The organism is Enterobacter sp. R-25 (assembly GCF_049913205.1).
Lineage (GTDB): Bacteria > Pseudomonadota > Gammaproteobacteria > Enterobacterales > Enterobacteriaceae > Enterobacter > Enterobacter ludwigii.
Map to the genome: position 1 here is coordinate 2,399,903 of NZ_CP183982.1, position 19,132 is coordinate 2,419,034.

A 19,132-nucleotide genomic window follows, 5' to 3' on the forward strand; every position below is an offset into this window, starting at 1 on the left:
AAACGGGCAAAAATGAAAATCACTATTCACAGGTGGAAATAATCCGGAGTACGAATGGACCAGCTCATGGCAATGCGCGCATTTACGCGAGTGGTGGAAACCGGAAGTTTTACGCGTGCGGCTGATTCTCTGAACATGCCTATCGCCACCCTGAGCAAGCTGGTGAAATCGCTCGAAGCGCACCTGGAGATCCGGCTTTTACATCGCACGACACGACGGGTAGTCACCACACCGGAAGTTGCCGGGTACTATGAAAAAGCGCTCAGGGTGCTGATTGATATTGAAGATATCGATACGTCGTTTCGCGTTTCTCGCGCGACGCCGAAAGGCCATCTGCGGGTGGATGTCGGCGGTTCAACCGCGCGCGACGTGCTGATCCCCCTGCTGCCGGATTTTATGCAGCGTTACCCGGAAATACGCATCGACCTTGGCGTGGCCGACCGGCCCGTGGATTTGATCAGCGGTAATGTTGACTGCGTGATCCGCGGCGGCCCTCTGGACGACTCCTCCCTTATTGCCCGCCATCTGGGCGACGCTGAAATGGTCACCTGCGCGACGTCCGATTATTTAAAACATCATGGCGTACCGGCCTATCCGCGGGAACTGTGCAATGGCCATAAGCTGATTAGCTACCTTTCTCCCGTCACCGGTCGGGCCTTTCCGTTTCGCTTCAGGGAAAAGGGAGAAAAGCTGGAGATAAGTATTCCGCACTTCCTTGGGGTCAATGAAAGCAACGCTCATCTGGCGGCGGCGGTGGCAGGTTTAGGCATTATTCAGACGTTTCAATATTCGGCAAAAAGGCATTTACAGGCGGGGACGTTAACTGAAATTCTTAGCGACTGGCGACCTGACGCTTATCCGTTTCATGTGGTTTATCCGCAGAACCGGCATCTGACACATCGACTGAGAGTGTTTATCGCCTGGCTGGCAGAAGTGTTTCCTGCCGCGCTGAAGGGATAGCCGGGTGTTAACCCGGCTAAGGTTTAATTGAGCGTGTAATCCAGCGTGATTTCCGCATTCAACAGCTGGGAAACCGGGCAGCCGGCTTTCGCTTTCTGAATAACGCCATCGAACTGCTGAGGGTCAATGCCGGGTACAGTAACCTTGCTCTGCAGTGCGACCTTCGTAATGGCGAAACCGCCCTCTTTTTTATCCAGTGACACGTCTGCGGTGGTATCAATGGAATCGGCGGTGTAGCCTGCTTCGCCCAGCATCAGCGACAGTGCCATCGAAAAACAGGCTGCGTGTGCGGCACCAATCAGTTCTTCCGGGTTGGTCCCTTTTTCGCCTTCAAAACGGGTATTGAAGCCGTAAGGCTGTTGATTGAGAACGCCGCTCTCGGTAGAAACAGTTCCTTTTCCGCGTTTAATATCGCCAGACCAGTGTGCTGAACCGTGCTTATGAATTGTCATTCTTGCTCTCCTTTTGGCTTACAAAGGGTTAAGTATAGACCAGAGATCTGACGCGTCCTGGAACACAGAGTATTCTGGTTGGCGTTGATGCGATACATCACTTCGAACCATCAAAAGGGAAAGGCCTATGATGCTAAACACCAGGATTGTCGTGGCGCTGACCACGCTCGCCGTGACGTTCCCCCTCTTTGCCAGCACGCCGGAGAATTTTATCTATACCAGCTCGGGCGACCTTGATGCCGCCGCCGCGCTTATCGCCCGTCGTGATATCGGTGGCGCGCAGATCGTTTATAACTGGCGTGCACTGGAGCCTGAGAAAAACAGATATGACTTCTCATCCATAGAGCGAGACCTGGCGCGCCTGAAGGCCAGCAATAAAAAGCTGTTTATTCAAATTCAGGATCGCTTCTTCGAAAAAGATGCCCGGTATGTCCCTGATTATCTGATGGCAGACACAAAGTACAGCGGCGGTATTTCTCCGCAGTTTGACAACCCTGGTGAAGGGAAACCTACAGGTTCAGGCTGGGTAGCCCGTCAGTGGGATCCTGCCGTGCGTGAACGGTATCAGGTCTTACTGGCAGCCCTGGCGAAGCGTTTTGATGGCCAGGTTTACGGTGTGAACTTACCTGAAACCGCCATTGACCTTGATGAGAAAAAGCCGCCGACAGGATTTTCGTGCGACAACTATTTTGCCGGAGAAATGGAAAACCTCGCCTTTGCGCGAAAGGTTTTCACGCAATCCCATGTCGTACAATATGTGAACTTCTGGCCGTGTGAATGGAACAATGACCATAATTACATGGGGCGGCTGTTCGAATACGCCAGTGCCCATAATATCGGGCTTGGCGGACCGGATATTGTTCCCAACCGCAAGGCGCAAATGAAAAACGCCTATCCGTTCTTTAACCAGTATAAAAACAAACTGCCGCTGGTCGCCATGGCCGTTCAGGAGCCCACGCTCACCTACCGAAACCCGGCTACCGGCAAGCCCTTCACCAAAGATGAATTTGTTCAGTTCGCAGAAGCGTATCTCGGCGCAGATATTATTTTCTGGAGCACGACGTCGCCCTGGCTGACGACGAAATAAGCCACAGGTTCACTGCGCGGGCATCAGTTCAGATGCCCTGCAATTTCATCAAGAAAGACGCGCAGGGCCGCAGGCTGATATTCCCGCGACTGGTAAATCCCGTGAATGGCGAGCGGCTTAGGCACTAAGTCTGTGAGCACAGGTACCAGCAGCCCTTGCTCGAGCGCCCCTTGCGCTTCGTGCTCGGGCAGCATTGCAATACCGCAATGTTTAACCGCCGCGTCCATCAACAACGACGAGATGCTGGCGCTAAGATTGCCGCTCACCGCGACGCTCACGCTTTCGCCTTCCAGCGTCACAAAATGCCACGACTGACCCGCAAAGAAGCTGTAATGCAGGCAATTGTGCTGCGCCAAATCCTCAGGCGTCACGGGCGTGCCGTGCTGGGCAAGATAGTCCGGCGAGGCGCAAAGCACCGAACGGCACTCACCCAGCCTGCGGGCAATCATCCCCGGCTCCGGGTTATCGGTAATACGCACGGCTACGTCAATACGCTCGCCCACCAGACTCACGGGATGGTTATTCACATCCAGTTCAATTCTGAGCTGCGGATAACGCGCCAGCAGCCCGGGCAGTACCGGCGCAATCATGTGCATGGCGGTAAAGTGCGCGCAGGCTACCCGTAAGGTGCCGGAAGGTAAATCTTTTTCCGACTGGCCTTCAATCTCCTGCGACAGTTGCGAAAGGGTACGCGTTTTCTGCAGTACCTTTTCCCCTGCTGCGGTCAGCGTCAGCTTGCGCGTTGAGCGATTCACCAGCCGGGTCCCCGCCCACTTCTCCATCTGCTCAAGATAACGGCTTACCATGGGCCGGGAAATGCCCAGCGCACGGGCTGCGGCACTCAAACTTCCCAGCTCGCAAATCCGGTTATAGACCTGTGCGGCAATAACGCGATCCATATAACGCTCCATTTGCTCGATTTATGAAACTAAGCATGTCTTGTTTCAGGAATTCTGGCAAATGGAGAGTTCGGTACAATAGGGTCTTTCCTGATAAAAAGAGACATGATGATGAAGCTCACTCGCCTTGCACTGCTATGCACCCTCTTCACGCCGGCGGTCTTCGCCGCACCGTTGACCATTGATACCTGGAACCCGCAGGAGAAAGGCATCTTTGCGGTCTCGTCGACGCTGGTGTCTGGCCCGAAAGAGGCCGTCCTGTTTGACGCGCAGTTTAGCGTGAAAGACGGTGAAGCACTGGTGGAGAAAATTCGCCGCAGCGGTAAAACCCTGAACAAGATTGTGATCACCTCCGGCGATCCGGACTTCTACTTTGGTCTGCAACCGCTGGTTAAAGCATTCCCGAATGCGAAAGTCGTGGCGACTCAGCAGGTGGTTGACCATATCAAGGCCACCAAAGATGCCAAGCTGGCCTTCTGGGGCCCACAGATGAAAGACGGCGCGCCAACAACGCTGATCGTTCCCCAGGTGCTGACCTCCACCACGTTTATGGTTGATGGTGAGAAAATCGATATTGAACAGCCAGACAGCTACGCGGCCTATGTCTGGATCCCGTCGGCGAAGACGATTCTTGGCGGCACGGGCGTTTCATGGGGCATCCATCTGTGGACGGCCGATACCCAGACCCGGGCGCGTCGCCAGCAGTGGCAGGACACGCTGGAAAACATGGCAGCGCACAAACCGGAGCGCGTGATCCCGGGTCACTATCTGGGGACGCCACCGTCAGGTACCGGCGCTATCGATTTTACCCGTGAATATCTGCAGCGGTTCGAGCAGACGCTGGCTAATCAAAAAGATTCTGCTGGCGTCATTAGCGCCATGAAAAAAGCGTATCCGGGCCTGGCCGAAGAGAGCTCGCTGGAATTAAGTGCGAAAGTGAATACCGGGGAAATGAAATGGTAAATTAATCTCTGTTCCTGCTATTTTCTCGGATAGCAGGAGCAGCATCAAAATATTCCCCCTCGCCCCCTGTCATTATTCCTCCATTTCTAAAAGTGTCTAAAAGCATGCACTTATGTCATTTTTATTTCTAAGATGAATCTTAGACACAGCAAGGAAAATATTTGCCATTCTGTTTGTGAATTACATTTTTTGCGAGCCGTACCATTACACAGACAACGACACGGAGGCAGCATGTTTACTTATTACCCGGCAAATACTGCAGCAGCACAACCTGAACTCGTTAACGCGATCGCACAGGGTCTTCACGCCGAACACGGTGCTGTGACTGAAGATGACATTTTGATGGAACTGACCAAATGGGTGGAATCCACAGACAATGACATCCTCAGTGACATCTACCAACAGACCATTAACTACGTGGTCAGTGGACAGAATGCCTCTTTGTAAAAACCTGCTAAGCTGGATCTGCAACCTAAGGGGTTACATTTCGTTTGCGTAAGCAAACTTGTCCTTAAAACTATCAACAGGATTGAGGAGTAAAGATGAAATCGAACCGTCAGGCACGCCATATTCTGGGACTGAACTACAAGCTTTCTAACCAACGTAAAGTGGTGATTGAGGGCGACAGTGAAACGCAAGTCACCCATGCCACCGGCAGAAAACGCCACGCTGGCAAGTAAGTTCCAGTAAGAGATCCTGAACACCATCGGTAAAACCGATGGTGTTTTTGTTTATGTGTTGCGGTAATTAACATTTAGCTCCTTTATAATACCGCCTGACCGCACCCCACCGCACAGGCCAGAAAGATGACAAACAGCAGTGTCAGGGACGGATCTTCAAAAAAAGAGTGAGTGACATGGACAACAAACTGAAAAAACATCGTTCCTTATATATCCCTTATGCCGGTCCGGTTTTACTGGAATTCCCCCTGCTCAACAAAGGCAGCGCCTTCAGCATGGAAGAGCGCAGCAGCTTCAACCTGCTTGGTCTGCTGCCCGAAGTGGTGGAAACCATTGAAGAACAGGCTGAACGTGCGTGGATCCAGTATCAGGGTTTCAAGACTGAAATCGACAAGCACATCTACCTGCGTAACATTCAGGACACCAATGAAACCCTCTTCTATCGCCTGGTTCAGAACCACCTCGAAGAGATGATGCCGGTGATCTACACCCCAACGGTGGGTGCGGCGTGTGAACGTTTCTCTGAGATCTACCGTCGCTCCCGCGGCGTATTCATCTCTTATCAGAACCGTCACAATATGGACGATATTCTGCAGAACGTGCCGAACCACAACATCAAGGTCATTGTTGTGACCGACGGGGAACGTATTCTCGGCCTCGGGGATCAGGGCATTGGCGGAATGGGGATCCCAATCGGTAAGCTCTCCCTGTACACCGCCTGTGGGGGTATCAGCCCGGCGTACACCCTGCCGGTAGTGCTGGATGTGGGTACCAACAACCAGCAGCTGCTCAACGATCCGCTGTACATGGGCTGGCGTCATCCGCGCATTACCGACGATGAGTATTATCAGTTTGTTGATGATTTTATCCAGGCCGTTAAGGCACGCTGGCCGAACGTGCTGCTGCAGTTTGAAGACTTTGCTCAGAAGAACGCCATGCCGCTGCTGAATCGCTACCGCGATGACATCTGCTCATTCAACGACGACATTCAGGGCACCGCCGCCGTGACCGTTGGGACGCTGATCGCCGCCAGCCGTGCGGCAGGCAGCCAGTTGAGCTACCAGAAAATCGTCTTCCTGGGCGCAGGCTCTGCGGGCTGCGGTATTGCCGAGCAGATTATTGCTCAGACGCAGCGCGAGGGCTTGAGTGAAGAACTGGCCCGTTCCCGCGTCTATATGGTTGACCGTTTCGGCCTGCTGACCGACGGTATGCCTAACCTACTGCCGTTCCAGACCCGACTGGTTCAGAAACGCGAGAACCTGAAAAACTGGGATACCGACAACGAGGTGCTCTCCCTGCTGGACGTGGTGCGCAACGTGAAGCCGGACATTCTTATCGGCGTTTCCGGGCAAACCGGTCTCTTCACCGAAGAGATTATTCGCGAAATGCACAAGCACTGCGAACGCCCTATCGTGATGCCGCTCTCTAACCCGACTTCCCGTGTAGAAGCAACACCGCAGGACATCATCGCCTGGACCGAAGGTAACGCACTGGTGGCAACCGGCAGTCCATTCGACCCGGTGGTGTGGAAGGATAAAACCTATCCGATCGCGCAGTGCAACAACTCCTACATCTTCCCGGGGATTGGTCTGGGGGTTATCGCGTCCGGTGCGTCACGCATTACCGATGAAATGCTGATGTCCGCCAGCGAAACCCTGGCGAAACACTCACCGCTGGTGAATAACGGTGAAGGCCTGGTGTTGCCAGAGCTGAAAGACATTCATAAGGTGTCCCGCGCGATCGCTTTCGCAGTAGGAAAAATGGCACAGCAGCAAGGCGTGGCGGTGAAAACCTCCGCCGATGCGCTGCAGCAGGCCATTGACGACAACTTCTGGATGCCGGAATACCGCAGCTATCGCAGAACGTCTATCTAAAGAACAGGCCGGGTCAGGCAATCATGCCTCCCGGCCTGCCATTCTGCCCGCGCTTGCCGGGCCGTAAAATCCCCGCTACACTGCCTTCATCCATTAACCTACTGAATATATAAGGAGGCCAATTATGCTGTACTGTGAAATTTTCAATGTTTCACATACATTTGGTGATCGCACCAGCTCAAGCGTTATCGGTATCGTGCTGCGATAACTTCTGCTTGAGCGAAGACACCAACCCCTGAAATCCCTTCTCTCGGGCTTACTGAGTTATCGTCAGCGATGTTTGACGAGGCATAAACATGCCTGTAACTCTTGGGTAAGCAACAATGAGCACTTTACTCACTGCACAATCTCTACGTGTTGATACGGCGTTTGGTACGCTCTTCGACTCTCTCTCCTTTACGCTGAAAAAAGGCGATCGCATCGGTCTGCTGGGCGACAACGGCTGCGGTAAAAGCACGCTGCTGAAGGTGCTGGACGGTACGGACACGCCTGCCGCCGGAACGGTCGCGCTGGCCGGGCACTGCATCATGGCGCGCGTAGAACAACATCTGCCGGACGGGATTTATCCCCTGAGCATGCTGGATGCCGTGCTGGCACAACTGCCTGCGGCTGAACGCGAGAGCCTGCGCTGGAAAGCGGAAACGCTGCTGGCGAGTATGGGCTTTACGCCGCAGGACTGGACATTAACCTCGGCAACGTTGAGCGGCGGGCAACATACGCGTCTGCTGCTGGCGCGGGCTTTGATTAATGCGCCGGACCTGCTGCTGCTGGATGAACCGAGTAACCACCTCGATTTACCCACCATGCTCTGGCTGGAGCAGTTTTTACAGGCCTGGTCAGGCAGCTTTGTGCTGGTTTCACATGACAGGCAACTGCTGGATGCCGTGACCAACGGCAGCTGGATCCTGCGCGATAAGATGCTGCATTACTTTGCCCTTCCCTGCACCGCCGCACGCAAAGCGCTGGATGCGAAAGACGAAAGTGATGCGCAGCGCCACAAGGCAGAACAAAAGGAGATCGACCGCGTCGCGGCCAGCGCAAAAAGACTGGCGACCTGGGGCAAAGTCTACGACAACGAAGACCTGGCCCGCAAAGCGAAACAGATGGAAAAGCAGGTTGAACGGCTGAAAGAGAGCCAGACGGAGGTCACGGCGGGAAGTCAGTGGACATTAACCCTGCGCGGCGACGCGCTACGGGCCGACCGTCTGCTGGAGCTGGAAAACCTCGCGGTGCCGCCGGCGCCCGGGCTGCCTGCGCTGTTTAATATTGACATCGCGCGTCTCAAAAGCGGCGATCGCGTGGCCATCGTTGGACGTAACGGCTGTGGTAAATCATCCCTGATGAAGCTGATCTGGCGGCATTTTCGCGGCGAGCAGGCTGACGATGGGCTGAAACTCCATCCCCGCGTATCGCCTGGCTATTATGACCAGACGCTGAACCAGCTCCCGGACGCTGCATCGCTGTTCGACGCACTGGAGCCGTTTGCACCCGATCCGCAGAATCGCAAGATGGCCCTGATCGGTGCCGGCTTTGCGTGGCCACGTCACGGTCAGAAAGTCAGTACGCTCAGCGGTGGAGAACGCTCTCGCCTGCTGTTTGTTGGCCTGACGTTAGCGCGCTATAGCCTGCTGATGCTGGATGAACCGACCAACCATCTGGACATGGAAGGCAAAGAGGCGCTGACAGAAACCCTGCAGCAATTTGAAGGTGGCGTGCTGCTGGTCAGCCATGATCGTCAATTAATCAGCCAAAGCTGCAACCGTTTCTGGCTGATTGAGGACGGCAGGCTGAGTGAATGGCATGACGCCGAAGCGGTCTTTGAACGGCTGCGTGAAAGTGCAGGCCTGATAACATCGCCGTGTTCACCGAAACAACAGCACGATCGCCCTTCGCAGTTTGACGACCTGCTTGAACGGCTGATCGCGCTGGAGATATTGCTGGAGGAAGACCTGGCCCGCAAACCGAAGCACCAGAAGCCGCAGTTGCAGGCGCAATGGCGCCAGGAGATTGAGGCGATAGAAGCAAAACTGTAAGTCCGCGCCCGGCGAGCGTCTCGCCGGGTCGCTCTGCCTCTGAACGCCCCCCCTGATTATTAGAGGATCGCTGTATTCTTAATCCGAAATCGAATCAAATGATGACATTATGTTGCTGCCACCTTGCATTAACGCGCCTAAGTATTAATCCTTAAGAAGTAGTACACCTGCTATGCAGAATCTCATCATGAACAAGGAGAAACATATGAAGGCTGCTGTTGTCACTCAGGATCATCAGGTCAATGTCACCGAAAAATCATTACGTCCGCTTAAGCATGGAGAAGCCCTGCTGAAGATGGAATGCTGCGGCGTATGTCATACCGATCTTCACGTGAAGAACGGTGATTTCGGCGATAAGACCGGGGTGATCCTGGGTCACGAAGGAATAGGGATCGTTAAAGAGATTGGCCCAGGCGTCAACTCGCTGAAAATTGGCGACCGTGCGAGCGTGGCATGGTTTTTTGAAGGCTGTGGACACTGCGAATACTGTAATACCGGCAACGAAACCCTGTGCCGCGATGTGAAAAACGCGGGTTATTCCGTGGACGGTGGGATGGCTGAAGAGTGCATCGTGACCGCCGATTATGCGGTAAAAGTGCCGGACGGTCTGGAGTCCGCAGCGGCGAGCAGCATCACCTGCGCGGGGGTCACCACCTACAAAGCGGTAAAAGTGTCCCACATTAAGCCGGGCCAGTGGATTGCGATTTACGGTCTTGGTGGTCTGGGTAACCTTGCGCTGCAGTACGCTAAAAACGTATTCAACGCCAAGGTCATCGCCATTGATGTGAACGATGAACAGCTGAAACTGGCCGCCAGCATGGGGGCAGATTTAACCATTAACTCTCGCAGCGAAGATGCAGCGAAAATTGTTCAGGAGAAAACCGGAGGCGCACATGCCGCGGTGGTAACTGCCGTGGCAAAAGCAGCCTTCAACTCAGCGGTGGATGCCGTGCGTGCGGGTGGCCGCGTGGTCGCCGTGGGCCTGCCGCCGGAAGCGATGAGCCTGGATATTCCACGCCTGGTTCTGGACGGCATTCAGGTCGTCGGTTCGCTGGTGGGAACCCGTCAGGACCTGATGGAGGCATTCCAGTTTGCGGCAGAGGGCAAAGTGGTGCCAAAAGTGACAATGCGTCCGCTGGAAGATATCAATGCCATCTTTAAAGAGATGGAGCAGGGTCAAATCCGTGGTCGTATGGTGATTGATTTACGCTCTTAATCGCCGGTTGCCGGGGGGCAGTTTTGCCTTACCCGGCATTTCACTACGACGATCGCCGGTCAGAAATCCACTCCTGAACCTCAATCTGAAAGGTATCCGGCGCTTTGCGGTACATCTTGCGCGCCAGATCGAGAATGGTATGTCGCGCTAACTCCTCTTCCATGCGTTGCTGTGCGCTGTCCATGACCGAACGTACGCCACACGGGCCATTGCACACCCAGGCAGGAGGCGTTTCATTAAACACCGCCAGCCGCTGACGCACCTCTCGACACTCAAACATGTTCTTCTCACCGTCAATGGCGTGCGCCACATCCAGTACGGTGATCAACTCCGCCGGGCGCGCCAGTTTAAACCCGCCGCCCTTACCTTCCGTGCTGCTCACCAGCCCGGCACGTGACAAACGGGTGAAGATTTTTCCCAGGTAATCATACGGCACACCCTGCAGGGCGGCCATTTCCCGGACGCTCATCTCACGCTCATTGCCTTTTGCATCCACCATGCACATCAGGCTGTGAATGCCGTATTCCACACCGGAACTGTAAAACGCCATGGTTAACTCCGAAGTTATTTATCTGGGTCATTATAACGGCGTTATTGCCCACAATCACAACTACCCTCCCCTTTTTCATTAACATGCTGATTTTATGCAGCATTAAAATTTAACTCAGAAAGAAGTTGTCTCAGTTAACTGCGACAAGTATAGTTGCAGTTATGTCAGGTATACAGCGTGATGATCAAAAGGATCGAAGATGAAGAAGCAGATTTTAATTGTGGGCACCGGTTTTTCCGGCATGTGGGCTGCCGTCAGCGCCGCGCGTCTGAATGCGCTGGAGGGCAATAACAGCCTGAAGATCGCCGTACTGGCACCCGCCCCCGAGTTGCGTGTTCGCCCGCGCTTCTATGAAGAGAACGTGACGTCGCTGGTCTCTCCGCTGACCGGACTATTCGCTGAACTGGGTATTGATTTTATCGCCGGAAAAGCAGAATTTATTGATATAAAAGGGAAAAGTGTTTCCTATCGTGATGCGAATGGCGTAACTGCCGCAGTGAGTTACGAGCGGTTAGTGCTGGCCACCGGCAGTCAGAGCAAGCGTCCACCGATTGCCGGGCTGGCTGAGTACGCCTTTGATATCGATCAGCTTGAATCCGCACAGACCTTTGAGCAGCATCTTGACTCCCTGGTCTCGCGCCCTTCCACCGCTGCGCGCAATACCGTGGTTGTCTGTGGCGGCGGTTTTACCGGCATTGAACTGGCAACCGAGCTTCCTGCCCGACTGCGCGCTCGCTTCGGTGATGATACAGCGACAAGAGTTATCGTAGTTGAAAGGGGTCATGTCATTGGCGGACGATACAGTGAAGCATTGCGTAACACCATTGAAGACGCGAGCCAGGAACTGGGGATTGAGTGGCGTCTGAACAGTGAAATTGAGGCCATCGATGCGAACGGCGTAACGCTGAAAAACGGCGAACGTATCCCCGCTGCAACCGTAGTCTGGACGGCAGGCGTTGAAGCAAACCCGCTTGGACAACAGATTAACGGCGAACGCGATAACCAGGGGCGTCTGAAAGTGACAGAAACGCTGCAGGTTCCGGCTCATCCGGACGTGTACGCGACGGGAGATATGGCCTACGCCAGAACGGACGAGATGGGGAACACGGCGCTAATGACCTGCCAGCACGCGATCCAGTTGGGTAAATTTGCCGGCCACAACGCGGCAGCCAGCCTGTTGAATCGCACGCCTTATCCTTACCGCCAGGTTAACTACGTGACCTGTCTGGACCTGGGTGCCTGGGGTGCCGTTTACACTGAAGGGTGGGACCAGGCCGTCAAATCGGTGCGTGATGACGCAAAGAAAATCAAAATCGCCATCACCAATGAACTTATCTACCCGCCAGCAGCGGACAAAGCCGTGGCGTTTGCCGCTGCCGATCCGTTGGCGAAATTTGTCTAGCGCCCTTCTACCGCGCCTCACCGGCGCGGTTCAACGTGCGGAAGCGAGCGAACCGGCGTCTGCCTTTCTGGCCCGAAGGTGCGCGTAGATCAGCAGTGAACTCATGGCTGAGAATGAGAGCACAGCCGCTGGCAGCGTGACATAGCTCCAGCTAAAGCCAAGCGTGATCATCATCCCGCCAAAATACGCCCCTATCGCACTGCCGAGGTTAAATGCCATCTGCCCGCCAGCGGCACCCAGCATCTCACCGCCCCTGGCATTTTGCAGGAGCAGAATTTGCAGCGGCGCAGAGAGTGCAAACAGCCCGGCACAGCAGATAAAGCCCATCACCAGCGACGCCGTTTTATGTTCCCCAAAGGCGAATAGCAACAGCAGTGACGCGACAATGACCATGTCGGTAGTGGCGGCAATACGCAGCGGACTGAAGCGGCCCGATAATTTCCCGCTCAGGAGATTACCTAACACCATACCCAGCCCCATCAGCATCATGATGACCGTCATGACGCCTTCGGAGAAGCCAGAGACGTTGACCATAAACGGTTTGACGAAGCTGAACCACGCAAACACGCCAGCATTGCCAAACATGGTGGCGGCAAAAATCAGCCACGGCTCCGGTTTTTTCAGAAAGGAAAATTGCGCGGTCAATTTGATTTCGGAGCGATCATGGATGTGCGGCACCCAGACCAGTACCGAGATGATCACCAGAGCATCAAACAGGGCAATCAGGAAGAAGGTATAGCGCCAGCTGAATTCATGACCCAGCCAGGTGCCCAGCGGTACGCCCACCAGATTGGCAACCGTCATGCCGGCTATCATGCCCGCCACGGCGACCGTCACCTTCCCCGGAGGCGCAATTCTCGAGAGAATAATCGCCCCGACGCCAAAAATGGCGCCGTGCGGAAAACCGGAAATCAGCCGCCCTATCGCCAACCAGGCATACGACGTAGAAAAGGTAAAAATTGCATTACCGACGGCACACAGCACCAACAGAAACAACAGCGTGGATTTTAACGAGAACTTGCCTGAGAACAGCGCCACAATCGGGGCACCAATCACCACACCAAAGGCGTAAAACGAAATCATATTCCCGGCGGCGGGAATTGAAATTCCGGTGTCGTGGGCCAGTTCAGTTAATACGCCCATAATGCCAAATTCAGCCATTCCCAGGCCAAACGTGCCAAGTGCCAACGAAAAAATTGTCTTTTTCATACCACAACCACTGGTTAACAACGCGCGACGGGCATTATTGAACAATCTTGTATGGTGAGCCAGTTCAAATCAGCTGGCTGACACGTTAATCCATTAATTCAGGTGGATTACACTTCATAGTGCGGCCCCGCTTTTTCCCGCGCCGGACAACCTGAGGATGACAATCATGGGAAGCAAGAAGAAAACCAGTGTCGCAGTTGATGTCATAAAGCATGAGCCGTTAAAAACGAAAGAGTATGAAAAAGAGCTTCGTCGCCTCCACGTTGAATTGGTTAAGCTCCAGCAGTGGGTCGTCGCAAAGGGGTTAAAGGTCTGCATTGTCTTTGAAGGGCGCGACGGTGCCGGTAAAGGCGGAACCATTAAAGCCATCACTGAACGCGTTAGCCCACGCGTCTTCCGGGTTGTTGCGCTCCCCGCCCCGACGGAAAAAGAGAAGACCCAGCTCTATTTCCAGCGTTATGTCCCCCACCTGCCAGCCGCCGGCGAAATTGTCATTTTTGACCGCAGCTGGTACAACCGCGCGGGCGTTGAACGGGTGATGGGATTCTGCACACCGGAGCAGGTCGAGAAGTTTCTTGATGGCACGCCGGTGATGGAAAAAGCAATGGTGGATGCCGGGATCATCCTGCTCAAATACTGGCTGGAGGTCACGCCAAAAGAACAGGAGCGTCGTCTGCGCGATCGTATTAACGACGGGCGAAAGACCTGGAAATTATCGCCAATGGACATTAAGTCTTTCAATTTGTGGGATGAATATACCGTGGCACGAGATGCGATGTTTGCAGCCACCGACACCGCCTGGGCACCGTGGTTTGTCGCCCGTTCGGAAGATAAAAAACGCGTGCGCCTGAACATTATTTCGCACCTGCTGGCGCAAATCCCGTACAAAGCCATTCACATCGAAGCGGTGAGTTTGCCAAAGCGTAAGATTGGTAAAGTGAAGCCGACCCAATACCCGTTCCGGTATGTTGAAGAGCGTTTTTGACTGAAGCGTTCGCGGGTCAGAGAATGACCCGCGAGCGCGGGACTTACGGCATCCCTTTCGTACTTTCCTGTTTCGCTTCCAGCCGCTCAACGTCACGGTACCAGCGCGGGTGGTGTTTCTGCGCCCAGCGGCGACTCACCTTCCCTTCAATCATGCCTTTAATCGACCCTTTGACCCAGAAGGCCATATACATGTGGATCAGGATGGCGTGGATCAGAATGATGGCTGACGTCGCGTGAATGAGCAGCGCGTAGCGAATCACCTGAATGGGGAAGTAGTGCGCAAAGTACGGCCGCCAGATAATGACGCCGGTGACCAGCAGAACAAAAATCATGCTCATGATGGTCCAGAACATCATCTTCTGCCCGGCGTTGTATTTCCCGACCTTCGCAACCTTATGCTCATTGCCCTTCAGAACCTCAATAATCCCCTTCAGCCATGGAATGTCATGCTTGTCCGGAATATTGTGATGTACGAAGCGCGCAAACATAAACATCAGCACCACGAAAATCAGCACGCCGAAGAACGGATGCAAAATACGCCCCATCTGTGGCGTCCCGAAGGTTTCCGTCAGCCACTGCAGCGTCGGGAAGAAGAAGGAGATCCCCGAGACCGCCACCAGGAAGAAGCAGATCACTACCGTCCAGTGACAGGCACGGTCGACAAACTTCGTGCGCACAATCCATGACTTACTCATGAGGTTCCTCCTCGTCGTCATCCACCTCTTTGTTGGGTCCGATACCGATGTAGTGATAAATCAACCCGGCGAAAGTAGCGATAAAGCCCGCCGCAGAGAGCGGTTTGAGCGCCCCTTTCCACAGATTGATCGAGGTATCGATCGCAGGATCTTTCGGCAGATTGTGGTACAGCTCCGGCTGGTCGTTATGGTGCAGAACATACATCACGTGCGTTCCCCCCACACCCTGCGGGTTATAAATGCCCGCACTGTCGTAACCGCGCGCTTTCAGTTTGTCCACGCGCTGCTGGGCTACCTCCAGCATCTCTCTTTTTGTCCCGAAGTGGATAGCCCCGGTCGGGCAGGTTTTCACGCAGGCAGGCTCCTGCCCGACGCTCACGCGATCGACACACAGGGTGCATTTGTAGACCCGGTTATCCTCTTTACTGAGGCGCGGAATATTAAACGGACAGCCCGCAATGCAGTAGCCGCAGCCGATGCAGTTATCCTGCTGGAAATCGACAATTCCGTTGGCGTACTGGACGATGGCCCCGGCTGACGGACAGGCCTTCAGGCACCCCGGATCTTCGCAGTGCATACAGCCGTCTTTACGGATCAGCCACTCCAGCTTGCCGTTCTGATCGGTTTCGCTAAAACGCATTACCGTCCAGGATTTGGCACTCAGATCCGCCGGATTATCGTAAACGCCGACGCAGTGTCCCACTTCATCGCGGATATCGTTCCACTCCGAGCAGGCCACCTGGCAGGCTTTACAACCCACGCAGGAAGTGACATCGATAAGCTTGGCGACTTCTGCCTTATCATCCCGCGCACGAGGCGCGGGGGTGATGGAGTTGGTCGCGGAGCGTTTAATAATGTCCTGTGTTTCCATTGCCATGTATTCGCTCCTTACGCTTTCTCGATGTTGACCAGAAACGCTTTGTACTCTGGCGTTTGCGAGTTGGAATCGCCGACGTTTGGCGTCAGGGTATTGGCGAGGTAGCCTTTTTGCGCCACCCCTTCAAAGCCCCAGTGCAGCGGAATACCGACGGTTTCCACCTGCTGACCATGCACGTTCAGCGCCTGCAGACGACGCGTAACCACCGCAACCGCGCGAATAAAGCCGCGCTTGCTGCTCACCTTCACGCGGTCACCGTTGGCAATACCCTTCGCTTTCGCCAGCGTTTCGCTGATCTCCACAAACTGTTCCGGCTGGGCAATGGCGTTAAGCCGTGCATGCTTGGTCCAGGTATGGAAATGCTCGGTCAGGCGGTAGGTTGTCCCGACATACGGGAACCTGTCCTTCTTGCCTAAACGCAGGACGTCCTCTTCATAGATACGCACCACCGGACTGGATATGACGTTCGGGTGCAGCGGGTTGGTTCCGAGCGGCGTTTCCATTGGCTCGTAGTGTTCCGGGAATGGCCCCTCCGCCAGCTTATCGAGGGCAAACAGGCGTCCCAGCCCTTCCGGCTGCATGATAAACGGCCCGGTCTCACTGCCCGGTGCGGCGGTGCTGAAGTCCGGAATATCGTTACCCGTCCATTTGCTGCCGTTCCATTCGATCAGCATCCGTTTCGGATCCCACGGTTTGCCGTTGATATCCGCAGAAGCACGGTTGTACAGCACGCGACGGTTCAGTGGCCATGCCCACGCCCAGCCCAGCGTATTGCCCAGCCCTGACGGGTCAGCGTTATCGCGGTTCGCCATCTGGTTACCCTGTTCCGTCCAGCAACCGGTGTAGATCCAGCATGACGACGCGGTCGTGCCGTCATCCCGCAGCAGCGCGAAGCTGTTGAGCAACTGACCTTTCTTCGCCAGCAGCGTGCCGTTCGCGTCATACAGATCCGCCAGCGCAATGCCGTTATTCTCTTTGGCGACCTCTTCGGATTCAGGATGGTCCGGCTGTTTGTAATTCCAGCTCATCCTCAGCAGCGGTTCAGCGCCTTTTCCGCCTTCGGTGCGATACATTTCACGCAGACGATGGTAAATCCCGGCCAGGATTTCGCCATCGTTACGCGCTTCACCCGGTGCATCCTGGCCTTTCCAGTGCCACTGCAGCCAGCGGCCGGAGTTGGCAATCGACCCGTCTTCTTCTGCAAAACAGGTGGACGGCAGGCGGAACACTTCGGTCTGAATCGATGCAGGATCGACGTCGTTCATCTCGCCGTGGTTCTGCCAGAAGTTGGAGGTCTCGGTCACCAGCGGATCGATAACCACCATGTATTTCAGTTTGCTCAGGCTGCGAACGACCTTGTTTTTGTCCGGGAATGACGCCACCGGGTTAAAGCCCTGGCAGATGTAGCCCGTAACGTTGCCCTTATCCATCATGTTGAAATACTTAATGACGTCGTAGGCCTGGTCCCATTTCGGCAACCACTCGAAGCCCCAGTCGTTTTCCTTCTGCGCGGCATCGCCATAGAACGACTTCATCAGGCTGACGAAGAACTTCGGATAGTTACTCCAGTAGTTCACCTGATCGGCACGCGTCGCTTTTGGCGTGTTGGCCGCCAGATAGCTGTGCAAATCAGTCTGCTTTTCAGACGGCAGCGTCAGATAGCCTGACAGGCTGGTCGACAGCAGGCCCAGATCGGTCAAGCCCTGAATGTTGGAGTGTCCGCGCAGGGCGTTCACGCCACCGCCGGCCATCCCCATGTTTCCGAGCAACAGCTGGATCATTGCCATGGTGCGGATGTTTTGCGCACCGACGGTATGCTGCGTCCAGCCGAGCGCATACAGGAACGTCGTGGTTCTGTCGGCGGCGCTGGTAGAGGCCAGTACATCACACACCTTGAGGAAATCTGCTTTTGGCGTACCGCAGATATTCTCCACGACGTCCGGCGTATAGCGGGAAACATGCTGTTTCAGCAAATTCCATACGCAGCGCGGATGGCTCAGGGTCTCATCGCGTCTGGCGTAGCCGTTTTCATCGAACTGGTAGTTCCAGGACGATTTATCGTACTGCCGTTTTTCCGCGTCATAACCGCTGAACAACCCCTCTTCAAAGGCAAAATCATCCCGTACCAGGAGGCTGGCATTGGTGTAATGCTTAACGTATTCAGCGTTAATTTTATTGTTTTCAATCAGGTACAGCAGAACGCCCGAGAGGAACGTAATGTCCGTACCGGAGCGAATAGGCGCATAGATATCCGCCACCGATGCCGTACGCGTAAAGCGCGGATCGACAACGATCAGCGTCGCATCGTTATTGTTTTTCGCTTCCATCGCCCAGCGGAAACCCACCGGATGGGCTTCAGCGGCATTACCGCCCATCACCATCACGACGTTGGCGTTTTTAATATCAACCCAGTGGTTGGTCATCGCACCGCGACCAAATGTTGGAGCAAGACTTGCTACCGTTGGTCCGTGTCAGACGCGCGCCTGGTTATCTACCGCCAGCATGCCGAGGGAACGCACAAATTTTTGCGTCAGCATGCCGGTTTCATTACTTGCCGCGGACGCGCACAGCATGCCGGTCGACAGCCAGCGGTTCACCGTAACGCCCTGCGCGTTCTTTTCGATAAAGTTGGCGTCGCGGTCAGCTTTCATCAGTTTTGCGATTCGGGAAAACGCCTCACCCCAGGAGATACGCTGCCATTTGTCAGATCCTGGCGCACGGTATTCCGGATAGCGCAGACGGTTTTCGCTGTGGACATAATCCAGCAGACCCGCCCCTTTCGGACAAAGTGCGCCACGGCTCACCGGATGATCCGGGTCCCCTTCAATATGATAAATCGCTTCTTTGGCGTTCTTCGCGCCATCGCCCAGGCTATACATTAAAAGCCCACAACCTACGGAACAGTATGTGCAGGTGTTACGGATCTCTTTAGCGCGCAGCAGTTTATAGTTGCGTGCCTGAGCCAGCGCCATTTTGGGTGCAAATCCCAGCATTGCGGCTGTTGTTCCGGCCATACCGCCCGCGCAGATTTTAAAAAATTGTCTGCGGCTGACGTCCATTGTTGTCCTCGTTTTCATTTAAGACTTCGCGCCGCAAACTAGCAGTAAAGCCCCTGTTTTTTTTGCGTCAAATCAAGGTCACTTGTCTTCACCCCCTTAATAGTCACCCCCACGGAGTTTAAATACCTCTTTTTGATTAAAGACTTAAGAGAATAATTCGCGATGGCAGGAGGATTAATGCTATAAATT

Annotated in this window: 17 protein-coding genes; 10 read left to right on the top strand and 7 right to left on the bottom strand. The window is 54.5% G+C overall.

Features of this window, described 5'->3' with window-relative positions; translation table 11 throughout:
- Positions 1–54: 54 nt before the first annotated feature.
- On the top strand, positions 55–960 hold the full coding sequence (locus ACN9MQ_RS11460; RefSeq protein WP_426021057.1) for a LysR family transcriptional regulator: 906 nt from the start codon (positions 55–57) through the stop codon (positions 958–960).
- 23 nt (positions 961–983) lie between these two features.
- Here the strand turns inward: ACN9MQ_RS11460 and ACN9MQ_RS11465 are convergent, their stop codons facing one another.
- Positions 984–1,412: an OsmC family protein gene (locus tag ACN9MQ_RS11465; RefSeq protein ID WP_014170171.1), complete on the bottom strand. Its 429-nt coding sequence runs from the start codon at positions 1,410–1,412 to the stop codon at positions 984–986.
- Positions 1,413–1,539: 127 nt separating this feature from the next.
- Here ACN9MQ_RS11465 and ACN9MQ_RS11470 point away from each other — a divergent pair, with 127 nt between their 5' ends.
- A complete protein-coding gene (locus tag ACN9MQ_RS11470; RefSeq protein ID WP_426021056.1) occupies positions 1,540–2,499 on the top strand; it encodes a hypothetical protein in 960 nt (319 codons plus the stop codon).
- Positions 2,500–2,522: 23 nt separating this feature from the next.
- Here the strand turns inward: ACN9MQ_RS11470 and ACN9MQ_RS11475 are convergent, their stop codons facing one another.
- On the bottom strand, positions 2,523–3,398 hold the full coding sequence (locus ACN9MQ_RS11475) for a LysR family transcriptional regulator (protein WP_020884082.1): 876 nt from the start codon (positions 3,396–3,398) through the stop codon (positions 2,523–2,525).
- A 111-nt stretch (positions 3,399–3,509) separates the two neighbouring features.
- Between ACN9MQ_RS11475 and ACN9MQ_RS11480 the strand changes: the two genes are divergently transcribed.
- The 6 genes from ACN9MQ_RS11480 (at position 3,510) to adhP (ending at position 10,164) form a co-directional block, all read left to right on the top strand.
- A complete protein-coding gene (locus tag ACN9MQ_RS11480; RefSeq protein WP_426021119.1) occupies positions 3,510–4,361 on the top strand; it encodes a Vmh family MBL fold metallo-hydrolase in 852 nt (283 codons plus the stop codon).
- Positions 4,362–4,592: 231 nt separating this feature from the next.
- Complete coding sequence (bdm, locus tag ACN9MQ_RS11485) at positions 4,593–4,808, top strand: biofilm-dependent modulation protein (RefSeq protein ID WP_020884080.1); 216 nt, start codon at positions 4,593–4,595, stop codon at positions 4,806–4,808.
- A 95-nt stretch (positions 4,809–4,903) separates the two neighbouring features.
- Positions 4,904–5,041: a stationary-phase-induced ribosome-associated protein gene (gene sra / locus ACN9MQ_RS11490; protein WP_013096533.1), complete on the top strand. Its 138-nt coding sequence runs from the start codon at positions 4,904–4,906 to the stop codon at positions 5,039–5,041.
- A gap of 176 nt (positions 5,042–5,217) precedes the next feature.
- The gene (locus tag ACN9MQ_RS11495; RefSeq protein WP_020884079.1) at positions 5,218–6,915 is read left to right on the top strand and encodes an NAD-dependent malic enzyme; all 1,698 of its coding nucleotides are present in this window, start codon (positions 5,218–5,220) and stop codon (positions 6,913–6,915) included.
- Positions 6,916–7,238: 323 nt separating this feature from the next.
- Complete coding sequence (locus tag ACN9MQ_RS11500; RefSeq protein WP_426021055.1) at positions 7,239–8,948, top strand: ABC-F family ATP-binding cassette domain-containing protein; 1,710 nt, start codon at positions 7,239–7,241, stop codon at positions 8,946–8,948.
- Between the two features lie 205 nt (positions 8,949–9,153).
- The gene (gene adhP / locus ACN9MQ_RS11505) at positions 9,154–10,164 is read left to right on the top strand and encodes an alcohol dehydrogenase AdhP (protein WP_025204137.1); all 1,011 of its coding nucleotides are present in this window, start codon (positions 9,154–9,156) and stop codon (positions 10,162–10,164) included.
- Between the two features lie 43 nt (positions 10,165–10,207).
- On the opposite strand, the gene ACN9MQ_RS11510 is transcribed toward adhP, so the two are convergent.
- Entirely contained in the window at positions 10,208–10,714 is a 507-nt protein-coding gene (locus ACN9MQ_RS11510) for an RrF2 family transcriptional regulator (protein ID WP_014170178.1), read from the bottom strand.
- A 199-nt stretch (positions 10,715–10,913) separates the two neighbouring features.
- On the opposite strand from ACN9MQ_RS11510, the gene ACN9MQ_RS11515 reads away from it, so the two are divergent.
- The gene (locus ACN9MQ_RS11515; protein WP_059306107.1) at positions 10,914–12,116 is read left to right on the top strand and encodes an NAD(P)/FAD-dependent oxidoreductase; all 1,203 of its coding nucleotides are present in this window, start codon (positions 10,914–10,916) and stop codon (positions 12,114–12,116) included.
- A 30-nt stretch (positions 12,117–12,146) separates the two neighbouring features.
- Here the strand turns inward: ACN9MQ_RS11515 and araJ are convergent, their stop codons facing one another.
- On the bottom strand, positions 12,147–13,325 hold the full coding sequence (gene araJ, locus ACN9MQ_RS11520) for an MFS transporter AraJ (protein WP_426021054.1): 1,179 nt from the start codon (positions 13,323–13,325) through the stop codon (positions 12,147–12,149).
- A 166-nt stretch (positions 13,326–13,491) separates the two neighbouring features.
- Between araJ and ppk2 the strand changes: the two genes are divergently transcribed.
- Positions 13,492–14,310: a polyphosphate kinase 2 gene (ppk2, locus tag ACN9MQ_RS11525; RefSeq protein WP_025204134.1), complete on the top strand. Its 819-nt coding sequence runs from the start codon at positions 13,492–13,494 to the stop codon at positions 14,308–14,310.
- Between the two features lie 43 nt (positions 14,311–14,353).
- Here the strand turns inward: ppk2 and fdnI are convergent, their stop codons facing one another.
- The 3 genes from fdnI to fdnG are packed head-to-tail and all read right to left on the bottom strand — an operon-like array spanning position 14,354 to position 18,943.
- Positions 14,354–15,007, bottom strand: a complete 654-nt coding sequence (fdnI, locus tag ACN9MQ_RS11530) for a formate dehydrogenase-N subunit gamma (protein WP_044859317.1) — start codon at positions 15,005–15,007, stop codon at positions 14,354–14,356.
- Complete coding sequence (fdxH, locus tag ACN9MQ_RS11535) at positions 15,000–15,884, bottom strand: formate dehydrogenase subunit beta (protein WP_426021053.1); 885 nt, start codon at positions 15,882–15,884, stop codon at positions 15,000–15,002. The genes fdnI and fdxH overlap by 8 nt, the downstream gene beginning before the upstream one ends.
- 11 nt (positions 15,885–15,895) lie before the next feature.
- Positions 15,896–18,943: a formate dehydrogenase-N subunit alpha gene (fdnG, locus tag ACN9MQ_RS11540; protein ID WP_426021118.1), complete on the bottom strand. Its 3,048-nt coding sequence runs from the start codon at positions 18,941–18,943 to the stop codon at positions 15,896–15,898.
- Positions 18,944–19,132: the final 189 nt, after the last annotated feature.